Below are 21,006 nucleotides of genomic sequence, written 5' to 3'. Positions count from 1 at the left end.
CCATGAAAAGGTGAATTGAATTGAACACCTTCCGCTACCCCGTGGAGGAGATCCGCGAACGGTGCGACCTGGTGGAGATAATCTCCGCGCATGTAGCTCTGCGGAAGACAGGCAGAACCTATAAGGGCCTGTGCCCTTTTCACAATGAAAAGACGCCGTCCTTTAATGTTGACCCGGACCGCCAGCTTTGGAAGTGTTTCGGGTGCGGCGAAGGAGGAGACGTCTTTTCTTTTGTGCAAAAAATTGAAAACCTGACATTCGGCGAGGCCGTTGAACAGCTTGCGCGAAAGGTCGGTGTCACGATTGAGCGCTCACAGCAGGCCGCCAGAGCATTAAGCGAACGGGAGCGCCTGTTCAGGGCAAACAATCTGGCGTGCACTTTCTTTCGGAAGATGCTGGCAGGCTCGTCAAAAGCTAAAGAGTATCTTGCAAAACGCGGCATTGTCGACTCGACCGTTGAAAAATACAAGCTGGGCTATGCGCTCGATGGTTGGGACAACCTGCTCAATTATCTCAAGCAGGAACGTGTCAGCCCGGCGGATGCCGTGAAGGCGGGGCTTATCAAGCCGCGAGAGAGTTCGCAGGGTTTTTACGATGTATTTCGAGACCGCCTGATGTTTCCGATCCTGGACTCGCAGGAACGGGTGATCGGTTTCGGCGGAAGGGTGATGGGAGATGGCGAGCCGAAGTATCTCAACTCGCCGGAGACGCCGCTGTTCATCAAAAATCGGACTTTGTACGGCCTCAACTTTGCCAGAAAGGCTATTACGTCGTCTGACAGCGTCTTAATAGTTGAAGGCTATATGGACGTGATCGCCGCACAGGAGGCTGGATTTGAAAACACTGTGGCAACGCTGGGAACGGCTCTCACCGAAGAACACGTAAATGTTATTGCGAGGTTCACGAAAAACGTGATCCTCTCGTTCGACTCTGATTCGGCGGGCATGAAAGCCGCCCTGAGGAGTTCACCGATTTTTGAACGCGCGGGCTTCAATACTCGTATATTGAGTATGCCCAAAGGCGAGGATCCGGACAGCATGCTTCGTGGAGGCAATGTGTCGGGTTTTGCTAACGTGATCGCATCGGCGGTGCCCATACCGGATTTCAAGATCAGGCTGATTGTCGATAAGCACGATATGCACTCCGACGAGGGCAAAGCAAACGCGCTCAAAGAGATCGCATTGGTCCTGGCCGAGATCGACAGCGTTGTGGACCGCGAAAGGTTGATAAGAAGTCTTGCAAAATATCATCCGAACTTCAGTACCGGCACGACTCTTGCAGAAGATCATTTAAGGGCTGAGGTTAATAATGCCCGGGCAAAAGTTGCCAGAAGCACAAAATATCGGCCTGAAAAAGTAATGAAGGAAACTAATGGGTCGGCGCAGAAGCCTCTAGCGAAGCCGAGTCTGGTCGAACGTTCGGAACGTTTATTATTGGGTATAATAATTCTTCAAAACCTTGATGCAAGCAAGGTATTTGAGGTGTTTTCGCCGAAGGAGTTTAGTGGAGAGCAGACACGCCTTTTGGCGAAGGCTGTGAGTAGACTCTACTCCGAGACGGGAAAAATTAACATGGAGCAGTTGCGATCTCAGATCGCGGATACTGCTTGTGAGAAATTGCTTATGGACCTGCTTATGGATATAGATGATTCCGAGCTTAATCATCCGGCCGATAAGTTGATCCAGGTAATACAAAAACATAAAAAAAATGAACAGCGTCAGCGGATGCGCGCTCTGGCCGACAAGATTCAAGCAGGTGAAATCAAGCGTGACGATCCTGAGTATGAAGAATGGGCAAAACTGGTCAAAGAAACGTCCAGTCCATGGCGGCGTTAGCAAAAAGTGGCTGCTGTTCTATATAGGTAATTAACCAGCATTATGATCAAATATACGAGTGGTATAAATCTGGTCATGCTCCGCCGGTTGAAGGGAGATGATTTAAGTGGCTGTTGAGATGAAGGGCAGTGAGAAACTGCACAAGCTTATAGAAGAGGGCAAGCGAAACGGTGCTCTGACATACGATCAGATCAACGATGCCCTCAGCCACGAGGACCTCAGCGCGGAGCAAGTCGATGACATCTTGCAGACCTTTGCGGACGAAGGGATTCGCATAGTCGAGAGGATCAAGGAGCCGCAGGGCTTTGATGAAACCGATGAGGAAGAGCATGGTGCCAAGGAGGGCGAGGCCGCCGAGGTCGACCTGACCGAGATGGAAGGCATGCCCCTGGACGACTCCGTTCGGATGTGGCTGCGAGAGATCGGCAAGACTCCGCTTCTTACGATGGATGAGGAGATTTCGCTTGCAAAGAAGATCGAGGTGGGTAATGAAGAGGCGAAGGCCGTCCTCACGGAAGCCAACCTCAGACTGGTTGTAAGCATTGCAAAGAGATATTCTGGCCGGGGAATGAGCTTCCCTGATCTGATCCAGGAGGGCAACATCGGCCTTATACGCGCGGTCGAGAAGTTCGACTATCGCAAAGGATACAAGTTCAGCACATACGCCACATGGTGGATCAGACAGGCCATCACCCGTGCAATAGCGGACCAGGGCCGAACGATCCGAATCCCGGTCCACATGGTCGAGACGATCAACCGGTATATCAAGACCTCCAGCCAACTGCTGCAGGACCTTGGTAGAGCGCCCACCTCGGACGAGATCGCCCGCGAAATGGGCATCCCGACTGACAGGGTAAGCGAGATCATACGAATCGCGCCGGAGCCGCTTTCACTTGAAACGCCAATCGGCGAGGAAGAGGACAGCCATCTGGCCGACTTTATAGAGGATCAGGAAGCGATATCGCCTGCTGAGGCGGCATCCAATATGATCCTGCGCGAAAAGATCGAGGAGTCTCTCAATAAACTGACTCCCCGCGAGCGCGACGTGCTGAAGATGCGTTTCGGTCTGGATGACGGCTACTCACGCACCCTTGAAGAGGTCGGCAGACACTTCAAGGTCACTCGCGAGCGCATCCGCCAGATCGAAGCCAAAGCGCTGAAGAAGCTCCGACACCCGAGCCGGAGCAAGAAACTGCGAGATTATCTCGAATAATAGTTTCGAGTTTTGTGTTAATGAGTTGTGAGTTAAAAGCCCGCCTTTATGAGGTGGGCTTTTTGACTGATTTAGTATTTGAGATTTTGTATTGATTATTTCAACTTCACAAGTTGCTTCGGTAGCAGCCAATCTTGCATAGCCTGTCAATTTACAGCTATCTCGCTGCCGAAGCAACGAATAGCACAGTAATTAGTCAGCGATAATCTACTAAGCTCTTGCGAGAATTCTCGTTTTTATCTAGAGCGCCGTTTTATTCCCCAAAGTCCTGCCATTCCGCCAAGTAAAACGATGATCGAGGATGGCTCGGGGACTGCTGCTGAGACACGAAAGCCTATATTGGATTCTTCACCCGATGGAGCACCCATGCTATGGCGGAATGTCGCCTTTAGGTCACGGTCGAAACTGTCGAGCATGCCGCCGCGGAGACCGCGGAGATCGTAATACGTATCCTCGTACACAGTCTCGTTCCACTCCCAGAGATTACCGCCCTGATCGTATGTGCCGTATGCACTGGCATACGCATAGGAGCCGACGCTGGTCGTATGTCCCACAGAAGAATAATAGTTGGCCATGCCGGTGTCGATGAAATCGCTTTGGTGGGGATAGTCCCAGTAACCGGCATCGGTCCCGCCACCCTTGTAGTAGGCGGCCTTATACCATTCGTCCTCACTGGTAACGGCCCACTTCCAACCGGCATTTCTCTGAATAGTAATCCCTTTGTTGCCAGTGTAGCCGTCTAGAGTATATGCCCCGGTCTCGGTATCGCCATCTTTCTGGCCGTTACCAAGCCAATTGGTAAATCTGCAGGCATCCCAATAGCTCACATAGTTTACCGGTCGATTCGCCCAATCATCTTCCACTATATAGCTGTAGTCTCCGTATGTTCCAGTTCGCTGAATATGACAGCCATTTGCCATACTGGTACTATATAGACCATAGGGGTCGGACTTTGCCTTGGAGTTGAGGAAATCGGTGTATTGCTTGGCGGTTACTTCATACTTGCCAATGCTGTAAGTATAATCGACCGAACCGCAGATTCGATCAGTGCCATATCCTCCGGCGCTTAATCCTGAAAGCTCGCCCGTATTGCCCGGATCACCCACAAATACTGTTTCAAGATTTGTATATCCGGCGCCCAGATTGTATACATCCGCCTGAGCCGGTGTAACCGAGATCAAAACCGCCATTAGCATTAATGCATATGTTCGTATCGACATCACTTCCTCCTACCATCAGGCATCTGACTCATCCATTATCATAATAATGCCTGCAAGATTCATGCCAAATAATTACTGCCTTTAGTTGCTTCGGCAACAGCCAATCTCGCACAGCCTGTCAATTTCCAGCTATCTCGCTGCCGAAGTCGCCGAAATATTGGATTGATAGATACTAAGGGAAATTATCAATCTATTTGACCCCAAAAGACAGTGTAGTCGGCTACTTTGCAAAAGCCAACTTTCTCTGCTGTCAGAGAAGATGGGGTATTTCGTGCCCAACAGTCCCAATGAGCTTTGATGTTATTTGAAATGCAATGTTCAGCAAAAGCGGAGGCTGTAAGAGTTGCAAAACCTTTGTGCTGGTAATTCTCTACGGTCTCAATGCCTATTCCGATGTGGTTGTCATAAACATACTCGCCTGTGCACCAGCAGACAATCTGATCATTATGTAACGCACAAAATCCGAATGCTCTTTCAAAAAACAAGTCGATAGATGGCCACATGAACTTGATTTCATCTGTTACTTGTTCCAAGTTTGCAAGATGAGTTTCGGCAAGTAGCTGCCGGTTTATCGGGACTATTTGGCAGCCTTGAGGAACATGCTCGTGCCAATCAGGTATTTTCAGAGTATCCAATTCATAAAGATAGCGTGGAGCTTTTACTAAAACCCGCTCTGAGAAAATGTCTGGAAGTCTATCGGCCCAGGCATCTGAGCTGTAATAGACTATCATATAGGAATCAGGTGCAGGTGCAATTTCGTGGATGATTACTTGTTTGATAGCGTCGTTAAATATCTTGTTGTCTGCGCATCCTGCAACGTAGTATTGTGGACCCTTGTTCCAAAGAAAAACAGATTTCGGGTCTGTCGGATCATCTACCCATATTCTGCCGTGGCAATTGCCCGCTACTAAAGCGTTGATAACAAATTTTATATACAACGTATCAAACAATGGAACTACAGTTCGAAAGGCGTTTGGCTCAAGCTCAATAATCATAGGATACCTTTTATGCTATGTGATTTTGAACAGCATTATAGCATAGGTCGAGCCTGTTTTGTTGCTTCGGTAGCAGCAAATCTCGTATAGCCTATTAATTCGGCAATCTCGCTGCCGAAGCCGTCGAACAACACACTCCCAAAATCATCAAAGCCCGACGCACTATCAGAACTGCAAAAGCAGCTCCCATACTGCACCGGGCTCAGTTGAAATATAGTATCTAGATACAGATGTCAATGAAACCCACTATGTGCTAAAATGTCACTTACTTACACATCTGGAGAGAAATCTTGTTTGGACCAAAACTTGTAGCAACCTATGATCGTGGAGATGGCACAGTAAATCTGGAACTCGGCCTCCTCAAAGATGAGGAAGCAGCCATACGGCAGTTCAGCGAATGGATAAATGACAATCGAGTCAGATACTATATGCTGATGCAATATCCCGCGTCTATAATGCAGGAGAGAGACTGGTTAAAACGGGTAAGCGAAAACCGAGACTCAGTTACCTGGGGAATATATGCAAATGGCAGCCTGGTAGGCTCCATGGGCATCGATTCCATCGATTTTGCCCACAGTCATGCTGAGTTAGGCATCCTAATCGGCGATAAACAATGGTGGGGAAAGGGCATTGCCACAGTCGCGGAGATGCTCGCGACGGACTATGCCTTTAGCTGCATCATTCCGGGCGGTCTGAGTAAGTTATATGCATATGTGCTGGTCGGCAATGAACCGAGCAAGAAAGCTCTCAAGCATGTCGGATTCAAAGATGTCGGCATTTTACGAAGAGAGCATTATGCGCACGGGCAATGGTTCGATATATGGATCGGTGACCTGCTCCGGGAGGAATGGCTTGCTTCACGCGAAGAGCGTTTTTACTCTGCCGGAGTAACCTGCCATGACATTTGCCCTGGCTGCGATGACATACCAAAAAATCTATGAGCCGGACTTTGTTTTTCTCCCAGGATATCGGAATGAGGGAGCAATCCAAACATTATGTGCTTGTGTTGCAGACCACCATTCCGAGTCTCCTGGATGACAGCCACCAAGACCTTCGTGTTGATTGCGCTTTCCGTCTATATAGATATTCCGAAGTGCTCACAATATCTCTTGTATAAATGGTGTGCCTGCGGATAGCAGGAGTTCGGACTCATAAAGTGTGAAAACTCAAACGTGATAGCATTCTCATAGCCTGCCCTCTCAGCCGCATTGAGCTTAAGAAGCAGCTTTTCCCATTTGATCGGAGGGAACTTGATCGGCATATCCCTGTCGAATGTCTCGGAATTGGTCCAGCACTGCATTCCATGTTTATCGGCAAGCGCCTTATTAATGACAAGAAACTCCTCAAGCTCGTTAAAATCCACATGCCCATCCTGAAACGCAACTATATCCACCGCTCCATTGAGCGTAGACATTATCTGGTCCCACTCTGCTTCGTGCCGCTCTGGAGTAATTGCAGTCATGCCCTCAGACAATATCTTTTTGCCCTCGATATACGGAGAGATCAATATTGGAAGCCCACCTGAGACCTCCTTGGCATGCCGCCCGATCGACGCATATACGTCCATCACATCCGACTTGAAACGGCTGAACTCATGTGTCAAATACCAACCCTTGAAGGCGGGATAGCCGCCATACATAGCCCAAACCTCGTCTATGAGCTTAAGGTTGATATCCAGTTCCTTATCGAGTTGATTGTTCTGCACATATTCATACGAATCATACAGGCCAAAGTAGAATGCCATATCATGCTTGGCGGCAAGCTCAAGGAACATTCGGACGAGATCCACCGGCGGATTATAGCCACCCCTCATCTGCCCAAGGACTTTGGACGGAAATGTCATCCACTGCATATAGCCACAGCGAATAAGGATCACGGTCTTTATCCCAACGGCTTTCATTGCCGCAAAATCCAGGTCCCATTCGGCATATCCCCAATTCTGGTGTGGGATATCGACGCTTATCTCATCCAAAAAAGTGCCGGTAATTCTCATTGTTCTATACCTCTGTCTCTCTAATTATCTATAATCGTTACGGCAGTAGTTCATCTCCCACAGCCTGTCAATCCTCAGCTGCATTCTATTAGTAACCAGGCAGTCTGTCAACAATCTCCCCAGCCAAATGCGTGCTCACGATATACGAACAACTCCCAGGTGAAATATCATCGCCAATTAGCCCAATGTCTGCTTGGAACTGATATTACAAGGTGTATTTACGCTGCCCGACTCGCCAAATCGTTATATAAGTTGCTTTTTAACACATCACAACCCACATTTATGGCCTGCCTGGTTATACAATTTGCCTTTCAAATGCAAAAAAAGACGGTCATGCCCGCAATCCTCTTGGTTTTACGCAAATAAATCGTTAAAAAACACACGATTGCCTATTGACATTGCCGATCCGAGGTGGCATAATATAGATAATAATTTATCAATACCGTTTATCTATTAAGCAGGAATGCACATTGTAAGCTCAAATGCTGGAGGCATACAAATGGAAAATACAAAGCAAAAAGTCGGCAGTCTGCCTACGATCAGAAGACTGCCCTCCTATCTTTATTTGCTTAAGCAACTCGCCCAAAATGGCCGCGACATCGTTTCCAGCAATCATATCGCTCAATGCCTGAAGCTGGAACCGATTCAAGTGCGAAAAGACCTCGCAATCACCGGGATCGAGGGCAAACCCAAAATCGGCTACCACGTGCCGTCACTTATCAAGGCCATTGAGGAGTTTCTTGGTTGGGACAGCCATAAGGAAGTCTTTCTCGTTGGCGCAGGCAACCTCGGCAGCGCCCTGCTGGGCTACAAAGGCTTTGAGCAGCACGGAATGAAGATCATTGCTGCTTTTGACTGCGACGAGTGCAAAATCGGCACGCAAATTCACGACAGGGATGTCTTGCCGCTGGAAAAGCTGCCTGATCTTGCGCGCAGAATGAACATCAAGCTGGGCATTATTACCGTCCCTGCCGAAGCTGCTCAGCATGTCGCCGGCGTGATGGTTTCCGGTGGAATCGAAGCAATCTGGAATTTCTCACCGGTAGTGCTGGAAGTGCCCGAAGGTGTGGTCGTGCAGAATGAAGACCTTTCATCAGGCCTGGCCGTCCTATCGGTCAAGTCGTCAAAAATACCGGATATTGACCCGCAATTTCTAGCCCGCATTATTCACGATTAACGTGAATAATGCTCTCGGAGACCCGGATTATGCGAGAAGCGCATAATACGAACTAGGTTCAGGAGTAAAGTGATGCCGCAAACGCTCGAAAAAACAACCAAAAAACTACGCCAGTTCAACAAGGTATGCGAGATTCTGGACAGGTACGAACGCAATCCTGCGAAGCTGATCCCGATACTCCAGCTCGTGCAGGATGAATATCGCTACCTGCCGGAGGAGGTGCTAACATACATCGCAACCTCGCTCTCGCTTCCGCCCGCCAAGGTCTACGGAGTGGCCACATTCTATGCCCATTTCGCACTCGAACCCAAGGGCAAATACGTAATCAGGCTCTGCGACGGCACAGCCTGCCATGTCAAGAAATCGATTCCAATTTTGGAAGCCCTGCGCGAGCGTCTGGGTCTTACGGATAAGGTCAGGACTACGCCGGACATGTTGTTTACTGTCGAGACGGTCTCATGCCTGGGTGCGTGCGGGCTGGCTCCAGTTATGGTGATAAATGATGACGTCCACGGCCAGATGACACCGGAGCATGCCGTTGCGCTCATCGACGAGATAGCTGCGAAAGAAGGAAAGAAATGATTGCTGAACTGGAAAAAGTGGCAAGTGAGTTTGGTAACGCTGAAAGTAAGGTTTCAAGGCGGGTTATTATTTGCGCGGGAACAGGTTGCGTCGCAAACGGCTCGCTTAAAGTATATGCCGAGTTTATAAAACAGATTGAAAGTGCCGGTCTCGATATCGTGACCGAGCTGAAAGCCGAAGGGGCAGAGGGTGATAACCACACTTCCACTCTCCTTCAGAAATCATCATCTGCCCCTATCCGGCTTTCAAAGAGCGGCTGCCAGGGATTCTGCCAGATGGGACCGCTTGTGACCATCGAACCGGAAGGCATTCTTTATACAAAGGTCAAGCCGGAAGACGTGGCCGAAATTGTTCAGACAACTCTCATTGACCATAAGGCCGTTGAGCGTCTGCTCTATCGCGACCCCGTGAGCGGCAAGCAGTGCACCGGCACAGCCGAGATTCCATTTTATCAGAGACAGTCCAGAACGGTCTTGAAGTCCTGCGGGATCATCGACCCTGAAGACATTCGAGAATACATCCATAGCGGCGGCTACATGGCGGCAAAGAGAGCCTACACCGAGATGACACCGGAGATGGTCTGTGAAGAGATGCTCTATTCGGGTCTGAGAGGACGCGGAGGAGGCGGATTCCCAACCGGTAAGAAGTGGGACCTCACACGCATCCAGCCCGGCCCGAAGAAATACGTCATCTGCAACGGCGATGAAGGTGACCCGGGAGCATTTATGGACCGCAGCGTTATGGAGGGCAATCCTCACTCGGTAATCGAGGGAATGATGATCGCCGCGCGCGCTATAGGTGCCGACGAAGGTTACGTCTATGTCAGGCTTGAATACCCATTAGCTGTAGCGCGAATACGGCGTGCTGTGGCAGATGCAGAGGCTATAGGCGTGCTGGGTGACAACATTTTCGGGTCCGGCCACGGTTTCAAGATAAACGTAATGGAAGGCGCAGGGGCGTTTGTATGCGGTGAGGAAACTGCTTTGATCGCCTCAATTGAGGGTCAGCGTGGAATGCCCATGCCAAAGCCGCCGTTCCCGGCTCAATCGGGTCTCTGGGGCAAACCGACGGTCATAAACAATGTCGAGACTCTCGCATCTGTGCCGATTGTTATCGGAAAAGGCGCAGCCGAGTTCAGACAGCGCGGAACGGAGACCTCACCGGGCACAAAGACATTTGCACTGACAGGGCATGTGGCCAACACGGGTCTTATAGAGGTGCCGTTCGGGACCACACTGCGCGAGGTCGTATACAACATCGGCGGCGGAGTCACGGACGACCGCGGCAATGTCACCGGCGAGGGTTTCAAGGCCGTGCAGATCGGCGGGCCCTCGGGCGGGTGTCTGACTGAAGAGCATCTCGATCTGCCCTTGGACTTCGACTCACTCAAGGGTGTGGGCGCTATGGTCGGCTCAGGCGGGCTGGTCGTCATGAACAAGCAGACCTGTATGGTCAGGATCGCACGGTTCTTCATGCAGTTTACTCAGAATGAATCGTGCGGCAAGTGCGTGCTGTGCCGAGAGGGGACAAAGCAGATGCTTGCGCTGCTTGATGACATTATGGAAGGCAACGGCACGGAGAAGACGCTGGAGACACTGGAACGCACTGCCAGAGCCGTCCAGAAAGGCTCGCTATGTGGGCTTGGCAAGACCGCTCCGAACCCGATATTGTCGACCTTGAAGTATTTCAGAGCCGAGTACGAGGCTCATGTCTACCAAAAGCGCTGTCCTGCAGGTGAATGCAAGGCGCTGTTGAGGCCGACCATCGACCCGGCAAAGTGTAAAGGCTGCACAATGTGCGCAAAGAAGTGCCCTGTCGGAGCCATCACCGGTGAGCTGAAAAAGCCACATGTAATCAACCCGGATATCTGCATCAAGTGTGGAGCCTGCGCAGAAGTATGCAGGTTCAAGGCTGTCAGTGGAGTGTAAAGAATTATGGCAAACGATTTTGTTACTATAGACGGAAAAGAAATCCCAATCGAGGGCGAACGCAATCTCCTGGAGGTGGCTCGCAAGGCCGGTATAGATATACCGACTTTCTGCTACCATTCGGACTTGAGCGTATACGGCGCATGCAGGCTGTGTCTGGTCGAACTGGAGGGACGCGGCATCGTCACTTCATGCTCCACAGCTCCGGCGCCTGGCATGAAGGTCAAGACCAACACGGAAGAAATTCGTGAGATACGCAAAATCGCGGTCGAGCTTTTGCTGGCAAACCACGATCAGAACTGCCCGACCTGCCCAAAGAGCGCTACCTGCCAGCTCCAAAACCTGGCTCGCAGGCTTGGTGTCGAGGAAGTGCGTTATAAGATGACTCACAAGCCTGTCCCGGTTGACCGGACCAGCCCGTCGATTGTCCGCGACCCGAACAAGTGCATCCTCTGCGGTGACTGCGTCCGGGCATGTAATGAGATTCAGAGCATCGGCGCAATAGATTTCGTAGGACGCGGGGCAAAGACTGCCGTGCTGCCTGCCTTCGGTAAAGACCTGAACCAGGTGGAATGCGTATACTGCGGGCTTTGTGCCAGCGTATGCCCGACAGGTGCGCTGACACCCAGGTCGGAAGTGGATGAAGTTTGGAAAGATTTGGACAACCCGAAGAAGACAGTTGTTGCGCAGATTGCTCCGGCAGTGCGGGTCGCTCTTGGTGAACAGTTCGGACTGGAGCCGGGGACCATCACGACAGGCCAGATTGCCGCGGCACTGAAGTCTATGGGCTTCGACAGGGTCTACGACACATCTTTTGCGGCTGACCTGACAGTGGTCGAGGAAGCGACCGAGTTCATAGAGCGCAAGACCAAAGGCGAAAGCCTGCCGCAGTTTACGAGCTGCTGCCCGAGCTGGGTGAAGTTTGCCGAGCAGTATTACCCTGAGCTGCTGCCGAACCTGTCAAGCTGCAGGTCGCCTCAGCAGATGTTCGGCTCGCTCGCAAAAGAAACACTGCCGGGTCAACTCGGAATCGCTCTGGAGGACCTGGTAGTTGTCTCGATTATGCCATGCACAGCCAAGAAGTTCGAGGCCAAACGAGCTGAGTTCAAGCACGGCGATGTCCATGATGTGGACCATGTGATCACTACTCAGGAACTGGCGAGGATGATCGAGGAAAGCGGCCTCAGGTTCAATAAGCTCGAACCCGAGTCTTTGGATATGCCGTTCGGGTTCAAGACCGGCGCAGGCGTAATCTTTGGAGCGTCGGGTGGAGTGACTGAAGCCGTATTGCGGTTTGCAGCCGAAAAACTCAGTGGGACTCAGCTCGGGTCAGTCGATTTCAAGGCCGTTCGCGGCAGAGAAGGAGTCCGAGAGGCGACAATCAATGTCGGCGACATTGAACTGAGACTTGCCATAGTCTACGGACTTGCAAATGCCAGAAAGATAGCTGAAAAGGTCAAGGCCGGTGAGTGTGACTATGACCTGGTAGAAGTCATGACATGCCCCGGCGGGTGCATAGGTGGAGCGGGTCAGCCCGTCTCACGTGACCCTGAGACCAAGAAACTGCGCTCTCGCGGCCTGTATGACTCCGACAAGATGCTGGAGTTCCACAAATCTCAGGAAAACTATATGGTCACGGAGTGCTACTCGAACTGCCTGGGCAAAGTCGGCGGCAAGAAAGCGCATAATCTGCTCCACACGGGCTATCGCAGTCGCAAACGCATAGCGGATAGTGACCTGGACCTCTTGAGCGGCACGGATAAAGAGAAACTGCCGATCAGCGTGTGCTCCGGGACAAGCTGCATGGTTCGGGGTTCACAACAGCTTCTGCGCCAGTTGATCGAAGTAATTGAGGAGCGCGGGCTGCAAAACGCCGTAGACGTGAAAGCTACTTTCTGCTTTGAAGCATGTGACCGGGGACCGACGATCTCGGTCGGCGACACAGTGATACACAAATGCACTATCGAGAAAGCTGTGAAGGCGCTGGACAAGGAGCTTGAGCGCATAATGCAAAAGCAATAAAGGCGCATGCTTTTGTGTTAACCGCAGATGTGATAGACTCGTACTAGACTAGTCTGATTGAGAAGGCACATTATGAGCAACGATCCGAGTTCGGGACAAGTTGTATTCACAAATAAGGCGCATTGCCGGGACTGCTATCGATGCCTGCGCGTATGCCCGGTCAAAGCCATCCGCATGGAAAACGGTCAGGCATACGTCGTGCCGGAACGCTGTATTTCGTGCGGCACGTGCATCCGCGAATGTCCGCAGGGCGCAAAGCAGTTCAGAAATGACATCGAACGGGCCTCGCAGATAATAGAATCGTCGAATATGGTGGCGGCAAGCGTTGCGCCGTCATTTGCCGCCATTTTCTCCGAGCCGGAGCAAAAGCGCCTGGCGTCGGCGCTGCGCAAACTCGGCTTTTCATACGTCGGTGAGACGGCCATTGGGGCATATCAGGTCGCGCAGGAAACGGCCAAACTCTGTAAATCGGAGCCGGACAAGTCACACATTTGCACGGCATGTCCGGCGGTGGTGAAGTATGTTGAGCTTTACGAGCCGAACAGACTGAGCGATCTCACCCCAATCGTTTCGCCCATGATCGCTCATGCTCGTCATATAAAAACCAAACTCGGCAAAGATGCAAAGGTCATTTTCATAGGACCATGTGTAGCCAAGAAAGCCGAAGCAGACCGACCTGAGAACAAAAACATCGTAGACTGCGTCCTCACATTAAGCGAAATGCTGGACTGGTTCGAGCGCGAAGGAATATCCCTCTCGATGTGCGAGGAGAGCCATTTCAACGAGGAACCGAGCGGCGATGCGCGTTTCTTCCCTCTCACAGGCGGGAGCATGCGTACTGCCAATCTCGATACCGATCTGCTGGCCGCAGACACGGTTTCCGTAACCGGCATCAACGATATACGTGAAGCTCTCGCCGACTGCGGATCGGACAGCACACCGCAGGTGATCGAGCCTCTGTTTTGCGAACAGGGATGTGTCAACGGTCCGGCCATACCGGCAAAGAGCAGTCTTTTCAGAAGACGCCATGACGTGATCGACTATGCGTCCGAGCACCCAGGTTCGCATACGCCCGGTATTGAGACCGAGCATCTCGATTTGACTGCGCGGTTCAGACCCAACGCATCTTTTGATGACGAGGTCACTGAGGAACAGATCCGCGAGGTTTTGGAAAAGACGGGCAAAGCCTCTCCTGAAGACCAGCTCAACTGCGGTGCATGCGGCTATTCCTCATGCAGGGAAAAGGCAGCGGCAGTGGTTCGCGGAATGGCGGAGCTTGAGATGTGCATTCCGTACATGAAGCGCCTGGCCGAACAGCGCACCGATAAGATAATTGAGACCAGCCCCAACGGCATCGTGATCCTGGATGAGCACCTGTCGATCATTCACATGAACCCTGCGTTCAGAAAGTTCTTTATGTGTTCAGAGGCTGTGTTGGGTCGACCCATATCATACCTCATGGACCCCGACCCGTTTGAAAAACTGGCATCTGGAAATACCGGCATGATAACGACAGTAGTCCGGCACGACCGTTACAACCTGCGCTGCCATGAGATACTCTATGCGCTCCCGGAAGAGAAGCAGTATGTCGGAATCTTCGTGGATATCACCGGCAGCAACGTGAGCAAGGAGAAACTCGACCGGCTGCGAACGCAGACTGTAACCCAGGCGCGGGAATTGCTCGAACATCAGATAAACATGGCTCAGACTATAGCGAAATTCCTCGGTGAGAGCACCGGCCAGGGCGAGGCTCTGCTTGAAAAACTTATAGAGATTGCTGGCGACGATTCAGGCAAAGGCAAAGGGACCAGTGAATGGCTGAAGGATACATACACGTCGAAGTAGACACACAGCAAATCTCGAAGCGTCCGGGCGACGTCTGTGGCGATATGGCAGCCTATGAGCGGACACCATCCTCATTCACGATGGTCGTCAGCGACGGCATGGGGCATGGCATAAAGGCTCATATTGCTGCCCAGATGTGCGTCTCACGAGTGCTGGAACTGCTGCGTCAGGGCATATCGCTGCGCAAGGCATTCTCGAGCATGGTAAACACCCTGGAACAGGCGAAAGGCACCGATCTGCCATATGCGGTATTCACTGTCGCGCGTATACTCAACGATGGCGTAACCACTATCCTAACCTACGAGATGCCGCCTCCAGTGTTTGTCACCAGGCGCTACTCACAGATTCTGCGCAGGCGCGCCACTATGGAAGGCCATTCACTGATCGGTGAAGCGAACTGCCATCTTTCCATCGATGAAGGAATATTGATCGTCACGGACGGTATCACTCAGGCCGGCCTGGGTATGGGACTGGCCAACGGCTGGACTGTCGACGGCACAAGCCAGTATATAAGCGACTGCCTCAGTGATGGCGCGTCGTTGAGAAGCGTTCCCGGCTGTGTTTTGAACCGTGCGAGGGAGCTTTGGAGTGCAGGTCTGGGTGACGACTGCACAGCCGTGCTGGCATCGTGCCGGTATGGGCGCACTGTAAATATCCTTACAGGTCCTCCATCAGACAAGAAAAAGGACCATGAAGTGATCCAGCGCTTCATGCTGACGGACGGAATCAAAGTCGTCTGCGGAGGAACCACTGCGCAACTTGTGGCAAAGACTCTGGGCAAACCGCTGCTCATGGAACCCAACCCGCAGAGCATGCTCGCGCCTCCCCGCCATATAATAGACGGAATCGATCTTGTGACCGAGGGAGCCGTGACCCTCAATCAAGTATACAATGTGCTCGATGAGGACTATGGAGTCTTCGATGAGGAGAGCGGCGTCACCCAATTGCACAAATATCTCCGTGAAGCAGACCGCATCAACATCCTGCTCGGCAGCGCAGTCAATCCTGCCACAGCAGATATCAGCTTCCGCCAAAAGGGCATTCTTACAAGGCAGACCATCATCCCGTTGATAGCCGAAAAACTCAAAGATTCAGGCAAGCTGGTTGTAATCGAGCGCATATGATTTTATATTAGCCCGCATTATTCACGAGGAACGTGAATAATGCTCTCAGAGACCCGGATTATGCGGTAAGCGCATAATCCGGGTTAGGTATTTTGTATTGAGTATTTACGCCTGATGCAATCACATTCTCATCTCCTATGGGAGGCCAACATATCTAAACTGATGCCGACGCGCTTTACAGTTTTGGCTGGATGACAGCCAAATATCTCCTCACCACGAAGAATACTATTCGTCGATAATAGTGGTAATTCTGACTCCTTAGCAATATTAATACATATAGTTACGGAACAAAAAATTTTAAAACGCAGTATAATAGATATAAAGTGCTTTGTCAACTAAAGCTGCTGGAGAAATACTATGAATAAGCCACAAGCCGAACAGGACATTAAGTTGATCCGCGAGATAATGGAGCGCTCAGCAAAATACACACACTTCACCGGATTATCAGGGGTGCTTTCAGGAATAGCAGCTCTGGTCGGGACATACGCCACCTACTGGATATATGTAAATGTTTCATTGGCTGATCAGAACAAATGGAGCCTTGTAACCTGGCTTGTTGTATTTATCTTCGCAATCTCGGAAGACTTCATGCTAGCCGGGCGTAATGCAAGAAAGCAAGGGACAACGATTTGGAATCCTGTTGGCTTTCAGATAATCAAAGCCGTATTTCCTGGGGTTTTTATAGCTTTTGTAATTTCTCTTGTAGCGCTGGTTGATGGCGCAGTCGACGCAATACCCGGGGTTCTTGCTCTGGGTTATGGTGCCGCACTGTGTTCTGCAGGGCTTTTTAGTATAAAAGAAGTTTGGACCTATGGCATTATTCAGCTCATTACAGGCACAATTGCTCTTTTCTTTATGTCAAGGGTTCCTTATAGTCTCTATGCGCTTGCCCTTTCGTTTGGTGTTTACCAGATCATATTTGGTATCTGGATTGCAGTGAAGTACCACCGGTGATGTAATGGACTACGAAATAGACGAGACAATACACCAGAAAACGCGGCTTGCGATAATGGCTCATCTGGCAGCAGTCGGCGAAAGTGATTTTTTAACGCTGAAGCGTACGCTGAACCTGAGCGACGGCAACCTATCGGTTCACTCTGTTGTTCTTGAGGACAAAGGGCTGATTGAGGTGATTAAATCATTCGCAGGCAAAAAAACGCGAACTACCTACAGGATAACAGACAAAGGTCGAGAGGCCTTTGATGCATATGTAAAGAAGCTGGAGAGCATATTGAAAGGATCAACCACTCGATAATCAGAATGGTCAGTGAGGATTTTGATATGAAAAATGACCCAAAGGAACCTGAGGAAGAAGAGAAACCGACTCTATCCAGCCTGATTACGTACGGATCTATAATGATTGCAATAGCAATTATGACTGCGCCGATTATCCTGGTTCTGGATTCAGGGCATCATTAATCATTACGGAAATCAGAGACTATGCGGATAATAAAGTTTCACCCAATAGAATATGAACCGGCACCTAAAAAAACGATCAGCATGCTGGCAGTTGTCGCATATGTGCTTTCGGTTGCCGGCCCGACTGTTTTCATTCCTTGGAGTATCGCTATAAACATCTTCATCAATTCGAACAGCCCCGGCCCTCAGGATACGACTGGTTATGCATTCCTGCCGTTTTACCTCGCGCCCTTCGGATTGATCCTTGGCATTATAGCTTTAAGGCGAATTCAGAAAAGCCAGGAACCTATTCGAGGAAAAAATTATGCTTATGCAGGGATCATCATCGGTGCAATTATCACAGTTGGTTTATTCATCTTGCAGGCATGTATGGTTTGGCTTAGGAGTGAAGGAGCTATTATTTGAGAGGTAGTGTAAAAATGAACGACGAGCAACATAATGACCAGCATGGCAAGCCTGATCCCTCATTCGGCAACCTGGCGCTTTATGGATGCAGCGTAGTATTTCTGGCTTTTGTGATTGGCTTTATCATTATCACAACAGCGTACTCAGGACATTGAGATGGAGGGTGTAATGACCACACGAGCTAAATTCATCCGTAGACTCGCTATAATTTCATATTGTATCGCTGTCGGCGCTCCTGTCCTTCATCTTTTTTATTTGGGGTCAGTTGTAGATACCATTTACTGTCGCGCCGGATTGGGGTTTGAAATTTATACTGCAGTAATACGCTATATGGCTCCTACAGCAGTCGGGTTGGCCATAATCGCACTTGCTTTTACAGGACCCGGCCATATTGTCCATAGAGGGAGGAACTATGCGCTTGCGGCGATATTTGTTGGAATCCCCGCCAGTCTGATCATCTGGCTTGACCTCGGTATGTCGCAAAATGGCACCCCGGTAGCCTATAAATCCGCTTGTCAAAACAATATGAAAACGCTCGCAATAGCAATTCAGTTGTATGCCGAGGACTATGATGGAACTCTTCCAAGTTCACTTTTGTATGGACGATCAGATAGATGGAACAAGAAAGACTTTGTCAACTATGCAAAAAAACGAGGCGACGCACAAGCCATAAGAAGAAGCTGGCCTGTGCTGACCGATCCGTATATCAAAGATCACTCGGCTTTCTGGTGCCCGTCCGATCGGGCTGTCAGCGGCGGTTCAAAAACATGTGTCTCCTATTATTGGAAAGCAGCTGTTGATAGAGCTTGGTACGGTGGATTCAAGAAACTGAAGGATTTTCCGTATCCTGCCGATCAGATAATTCTCTACGAGCGAGAGAGTTGGCACTATGCTCCACAAAGTGGATTAGTAGAAGAAACAATAATCAATTGCGCATACATTGATTCACATGTAAAAGCTAATGCCATCAAGAGCAGTGGCTACACTTCTGCTGAGATTCCAACTGAGCCGTTGCCGAAAAGCGGGGTTGGTGAACCTGCTTGGTTCAATATGCCTGCGAGCGCGTTAGGAAAAATAGATTCTCTGAATCCTCAGGCTATCAAAAAAGGTGCATTCTGGAACCCAAAGAAATGGGTGGATTACTGATGAAGCGTAAGTTCCTATATTGCCGTGACCCAATATTTATATCGGTATTCGTGCTTTATTTTATGAACAGGTTCATTATCAAGCCAATAACACCGATGGCGTTTTTTCACTGCTATTTTAATGATCTGATCTGCATACCGTTCTGGTTGCCGCCGGTTTTGTGGTTTCACCGGAAATTGAGGATTCGCTGGCATGATGGTCCTCCTACTCGGTTTGAGGTGATAGTCCATCTGATCATCTGGTCGATATTTTTTGAAATGATAGCACCAGGATTGACCGGCTTTCTGCCAAAAACAGTAGGGGACCCATGGGATGTCGCAGCCTACTGGGTAGGTGGCGCGATTGCTTCGATTTTATGGGGAACGTTGGGAGGTAAATCAACAATACAGCGCAAATTCTGTGATATTCATCATAGAAATGAGGTAGTGGAATAACAGCAAGATCGCACATGATAATTTCTGTTGTGTCAATAGCAATTGTGTGCTTAACGACCGTATGAGTTTTGTAGCATATTCTGTTTGACAGCCATAAGAATGGTGGAGACAAATCTAGTGACGGACAAAAAACCGACTATAGAAGCAGGCGCTTGTGCAAAGAGTTATAAAATACATCTACATTCATCTGTGTTGTTATCAGTTGTTCTGCTGATATTTACCCTTATCTTTGCGCCAACACTTGCAATCTCCGTAATTCCAGATAGTAGATCGGAATACAGAGTTATTGTGGTTTCAATTATCACTTCTGGCGCACTTATTGCCATTATTCTTGGGATTACAGCCATAGTTCGGACCAAACATCCCTCAATGAAGAGAGAAAATCGAACAGCTTGGCTTGCTATTGTTCTTGCATGCATTAGTATGGCGATGATGTTGTTCTATGAAAAACCTAACCTGATGATAGTCCGTGGAAACCAAATAAGGCGAATGCGAGTTTATCACTTGCATGTGCTAAGCACAGCAATGATTAGTTATTGCGACGATCACTCCGGCAAATTCCCTCCTGAAAAACATTGGAACGATTCTCTTAGGCCTTACATTTCAGAGATTAACAAAACGGCGGGGAGGTTGTGCCCAGACGAGCAGATATGGATCTGCCCAATTGCTCGTGATAAGAAGCTGCCATCATACGCCTTCAACAGACAATTAAATGGATGCAACCTAAAAGACGTAAAGGATTCTGGACACACGATCATGATTTTCGAGTCTGTTTCAGGCAGAAATTTATCTGGTGGTCAAGAGTTACTAATGCCTAAGTCATATAATCCCTATCCGTATGCGGCTTTTGTCGATGAGCACGTAACAGCATGCCTGCTTAATCGAGCGTCAGTGTGGAACCCAAAAACCGATGAACAGAGGTAAAGCATGAAGGTATTGCTATCTGCCATAACTGTGATTATCACAAGTATTCTATTTGGATTATTACTATCAGCATTGTATGGAAAACAGGAACTACTATGATGACTAAAAGGATCATATTGGTTTTATTGCTCATCATTCCCGGCATTCTTGTAGCTGCAATTTGCTCGCATTATGCACTCAAAGACTGGGTTGCTCTTCAAGATTCATATCGACAATATGAAATTGTAGCCGCATCAAATTCAAGCATGCACAACCTCTTTGTTGCTCACGCCAAGCAGAATATTCATCGGATCAATCTATTTGCTGATGGTGTCTGGGCGATGTTAGGTTCCATTCTGGCAGGCACGGGAATTCATGGACTCTGTAGCATAAGTAAGACATAAACCATTAATCGGTTGACAGTAGATGTCAACAGTCAAAATCGTGATGGCTTTACCCTCTTCTCCGCGCTGCAGAACATGGACAGTTGGCTGCAGCCAGATTGCTGTTGGATTCCGGAGCGGATGTCGGTAAGCACTCGCCTATGGGTGGTGACATTCCCTTACATCGTGCAATTATGTCAGGGAATGTCGAGTTTGTGGAATTGCTATTATCTCGTGAAATCATGGTCAATGTACCATTTGGACTAGGCGGTCCAAAATATTGGAAAACTCCGCTGCAGATTGTTGTAGAGGCAAGAATGAAAAGATAGCCGATCTGCTGCGTAAGCATGGTGGGAAATCGTAGATTTTGAGATCCAGCGGA

General features: G+C 49.6%; 22 protein-coding genes. 19 read left to right on the top strand and 3 right to left on the bottom strand.

Annotated features, from left to right (window positions below):
- The first annotated feature begins 20 nt into the window (after window positions 1-20).
- Together dnaG and rpoD are read left to right on the top strand one after the other, a co-directional pair.
- Window positions 21-1,835, top strand: a complete 1,815-nt coding sequence (dnaG, locus tag LLG46_08085) for a DNA primase (GenBank protein MCE5323260.1) — start codon at window positions 21-23, stop codon at window positions 1,833-1,835.
- A gap of 118 nt (window positions 1,836-1,953) precedes the next feature.
- Entirely contained in the window at window positions 1,954-3,048 is a 1,095-nt protein-coding gene (gene rpoD / locus LLG46_08080) for an RNA polymerase sigma factor RpoD (protein ID MCE5323259.1), read from the top strand.
- A gap of 236 nt (window positions 3,049-3,284) precedes the next feature.
- Here the strand turns inward: rpoD and LLG46_08075 are convergent, their stop codons facing one another.
- Both LLG46_08075 and LLG46_08070 read right to left on the bottom strand, forming a co-directional pair.
- Window positions 3,285-4,268, bottom strand: a complete 984-nt coding sequence (locus LLG46_08075) for an SUMF1/EgtB/PvdO family nonheme iron enzyme (protein ID MCE5323258.1) — start codon at window positions 4,266-4,268, stop codon at window positions 3,285-3,287.
- Window positions 4,269-4,453: 185 nt separating this feature from the next.
- Window positions 4,454-5,263 carry a GNAT family N-acetyltransferase gene (locus LLG46_08070; protein MCE5323257.1) on the bottom strand — a complete coding sequence of 270 codons (810 nt, stop codon included), beginning with the start codon at window positions 5,261-5,263 and terminating at the stop codon, window positions 4,454-4,456.
- 290 nt (window positions 5,264-5,553) lie between these two features.
- Between LLG46_08070 and LLG46_08065 the strand changes: the two genes are divergently transcribed.
- Window positions 5,554-6,204, top strand: a complete 651-nt coding sequence (locus LLG46_08065; GenBank protein ID MCE5323256.1) for a GNAT family N-acetyltransferase — start codon at window positions 5,554-5,556, stop codon at window positions 6,202-6,204.
- Window positions 6,205-6,338: 134 nt separating this feature from the next.
- On the opposite strand, the gene LLG46_08060 is transcribed toward LLG46_08065, so the two are convergent.
- Window positions 6,339-7,256 (bottom strand): DUF4434 domain-containing protein, encoded by a 918-nt coding sequence (locus tag LLG46_08060; GenBank protein MCE5323255.1) that lies wholly within the window; start codon window positions 7,254-7,256, stop codon window positions 6,339-6,341.
- Window positions 7,257-7,755: 499 nt separating this feature from the next.
- Between LLG46_08060 and LLG46_08055 the strand changes: the two genes are divergently transcribed.
- The 16 genes from LLG46_08055 (at window position 7,756) to LLG46_07980 (ending at window position 20,953) form a co-directional block, all read left to right on the top strand.
- Entirely contained in the window at window positions 7,756-8,433 is a 678-nt protein-coding gene (locus LLG46_08055) for a redox-sensing transcriptional repressor Rex (protein MCE5323254.1), read from the top strand.
- 72 nt (window positions 8,434-8,505) lie between these two features.
- Entirely contained in the window at window positions 8,506-9,015 is a 510-nt protein-coding gene (locus LLG46_08050; GenBank protein MCE5323253.1) for an NAD(P)H-dependent oxidoreductase subunit E, read from the top strand.
- Window positions 9,012-10,943, top strand: coding sequence for a 4Fe-4S binding protein (locus LLG46_08045; protein MCE5323252.1), 1,932 nt, complete (start codon window positions 9,012-9,014; stop codon window positions 10,941-10,943). Before LLG46_08050 ends, LLG46_08045 begins: the two co-directional genes overlap by 4 nt.
- 6 nt (window positions 10,944-10,949) lie before the next feature.
- On the top strand, window positions 10,950-12,965 hold the full coding sequence (locus LLG46_08040; GenBank protein ID MCE5323251.1) for a [FeFe] hydrogenase, group A: 2,016 nt from the start codon (window positions 10,950-10,952) through the stop codon (window positions 12,963-12,965).
- A 72-nt stretch (window positions 12,966-13,037) separates the two neighbouring features.
- Window positions 13,038-14,810, top strand: coding sequence for a 4Fe-4S dicluster domain-containing protein (locus LLG46_08035; protein MCE5323250.1), 1,773 nt, complete (start codon window positions 13,038-13,040; stop codon window positions 14,808-14,810).
- Window positions 14,780-15,934, top strand: coding sequence for a serine/threonine-protein phosphatase (locus tag LLG46_08030; protein MCE5323249.1), 1,155 nt, complete (start codon window positions 14,780-14,782; stop codon window positions 15,932-15,934). Before LLG46_08035 ends, LLG46_08030 begins: the two co-directional genes overlap by 31 nt.
- A 357-nt stretch (window positions 15,935-16,291) precedes the next feature.
- On the top strand, window positions 16,292-16,888 hold the full coding sequence (locus LLG46_08025) for a hypothetical protein (GenBank protein ID MCE5323248.1): 597 nt from the start codon (window positions 16,292-16,294) through the stop codon (window positions 16,886-16,888).
- Between the two features lie 4 nt (window positions 16,889-16,892).
- Window positions 16,893-17,189 (top strand): transcriptional regulator, encoded by a 297-nt coding sequence (locus tag LLG46_08020; GenBank protein ID MCE5323247.1) that lies wholly within the window; start codon window positions 16,893-16,895, stop codon window positions 17,187-17,189.
- A 26-nt stretch (window positions 17,190-17,215) separates the two neighbouring features.
- Entirely contained in the window at window positions 17,216-17,353 is a 138-nt protein-coding gene (locus tag LLG46_08015) for a hypothetical protein (protein ID MCE5323246.1), read from the top strand.
- Between the two features lie 81 nt (window positions 17,354-17,434).
- Window positions 17,435-17,758, top strand: coding sequence for a DUF4190 domain-containing protein (locus LLG46_08010; GenBank protein MCE5323245.1), 324 nt, complete (start codon window positions 17,435-17,437; stop codon window positions 17,756-17,758).
- A gap of 14 nt (window positions 17,759-17,772) precedes the next feature.
- Entirely contained in the window at window positions 17,773-17,913 is a 141-nt protein-coding gene (locus tag LLG46_08005; protein ID MCE5323244.1) for a hypothetical protein, read from the top strand.
- A gap of 175 nt (window positions 17,914-18,088) precedes the next feature.
- Window positions 18,089-18,904, top strand: coding sequence for a hypothetical protein (locus tag LLG46_08000; GenBank protein MCE5323243.1), 816 nt, complete (start codon window positions 18,089-18,091; stop codon window positions 18,902-18,904).
- A complete protein-coding gene (locus LLG46_07995; protein ID MCE5323242.1) occupies window positions 18,904-19,338 on the top strand; it encodes a hypothetical protein in 435 nt (144 codons plus the stop codon). Before LLG46_08000 ends, LLG46_07995 begins: the two co-directional genes overlap by 1 nt.
- Before the next feature lie 117 nt (window positions 19,339-19,455).
- Window positions 19,456-20,262 (top strand): hypothetical protein, encoded by an 807-nt coding sequence (locus LLG46_07990; GenBank protein MCE5323241.1) that lies wholly within the window; start codon window positions 19,456-19,458, stop codon window positions 20,260-20,262.
- A gap of 95 nt (window positions 20,263-20,357) precedes the next feature.
- A complete protein-coding gene (locus tag LLG46_07985; GenBank protein ID MCE5323240.1) occupies window positions 20,358-20,645 on the top strand; it encodes a hypothetical protein in 288 nt (95 codons plus the stop codon).
- A gap of 83 nt (window positions 20,646-20,728) precedes the next feature.
- Window positions 20,729-20,953, top strand: a complete 225-nt coding sequence (locus tag LLG46_07980) for an ankyrin repeat domain-containing protein (GenBank protein MCE5323239.1) — start codon at window positions 20,729-20,731, stop codon at window positions 20,951-20,953.
- Window positions 20,954-21,006: the final 53 nt, after the last annotated feature.

The organism is bacterium (assembly GCA_021371935.1).
Classification (GTDB): Bacteria; Armatimonadota; UBA5829; order UBA5829; family UBA5829; genus UBA5829.
The sequence above is the reverse complement of the archived record's forward strand: the minus strand, read 5'-3'. Positions and strand labels throughout refer to the sequence as shown.

Excerpts from the sequence above, each read along its gene's own strand:
- rpoD (MCE5323259.1), top strand. The coding sequence starts at position 1,954 with ATGAAGGGCAGTGAGAAACTGCACAAGCTTATAGAAGAGGGCAAGCGA.
- LLG46_08075 (MCE5323258.1), bottom strand. The coding sequence starts at position 4,268 with ATGTCGATACGAACATATGCATTAATGCTAATGGCGGTTTTGATCTCG.
- LLG46_08070 (MCE5323257.1), bottom strand. The coding sequence starts at position 5,263 with ATGATTATTGAGCTTGAGCCAAACGCCTTTCGAACTGTAGTTCCATTG.
- LLG46_08060 (MCE5323255.1), bottom strand. The coding sequence starts at position 7,256 with ATGAGAATTACCGGCACTTTTTTGGATGAGATAAGCGTCGATATCCCA.
- LLG46_08055 (MCE5323254.1), top strand. The coding sequence starts at position 7,756 with ATGGAAAATACAAAGCAAAAAGTCGGCAGTCTGCCTACGATCAGAAGA.
- LLG46_08050 (MCE5323253.1), top strand. The coding sequence starts at position 8,506 with ATGCCGCAAACGCTCGAAAAAACAACCAAAAAACTACGCCAGTTCAAC.
- LLG46_08045 (MCE5323252.1), top strand. The coding sequence starts at position 9,012 with ATGATTGCTGAACTGGAAAAAGTGGCAAGTGAGTTTGGTAACGCTGAA.
- LLG46_08040 (MCE5323251.1), top strand. The coding sequence starts at position 10,950 with ATGGCAAACGATTTTGTTACTATAGACGGAAAAGAAATCCCAATCGAG.
- LLG46_08035 (MCE5323250.1), top strand. The coding sequence starts at position 13,038 with ATGAGCAACGATCCGAGTTCGGGACAAGTTGTATTCACAAATAAGGCG.
- LLG46_08030 (MCE5323249.1), top strand. The coding sequence starts at position 14,780 with ATGGCTGAAGGATACATACACGTCGAAGTAGACACACAGCAAATCTCG.
- LLG46_08025 (MCE5323248.1), top strand. The coding sequence starts at position 16,292 with ATGAATAAGCCACAAGCCGAACAGGACATTAAGTTGATCCGCGAGATA.
- LLG46_08020 (MCE5323247.1), top strand. The coding sequence starts at position 16,893 with ATGGACTACGAAATAGACGAGACAATACACCAGAAAACGCGGCTTGCG.
- LLG46_08015 (MCE5323246.1), top strand. The coding sequence starts at position 17,216 with ATGAAAAATGACCCAAAGGAACCTGAGGAAGAAGAGAAACCGACTCTA.
- LLG46_08010 (MCE5323245.1), top strand. The coding sequence starts at position 17,435 with ATGCTGGCAGTTGTCGCATATGTGCTTTCGGTTGCCGGCCCGACTGTT.
- LLG46_08005 (MCE5323244.1), top strand. The coding sequence starts at position 17,773 with ATGAACGACGAGCAACATAATGACCAGCATGGCAAGCCTGATCCCTCA.
- LLG46_08000 (MCE5323243.1), top strand. The coding sequence starts at position 18,089 with ATGGCTCCTACAGCAGTCGGGTTGGCCATAATCGCACTTGCTTTTACA.
- LLG46_07995 (MCE5323242.1), top strand. The coding sequence starts at position 18,904 with ATGAAGCGTAAGTTCCTATATTGCCGTGACCCAATATTTATATCGGTA.
- LLG46_07985 (MCE5323240.1), top strand. The coding sequence starts at position 20,358 with ATGATGACTAAAAGGATCATATTGGTTTTATTGCTCATCATTCCCGGC.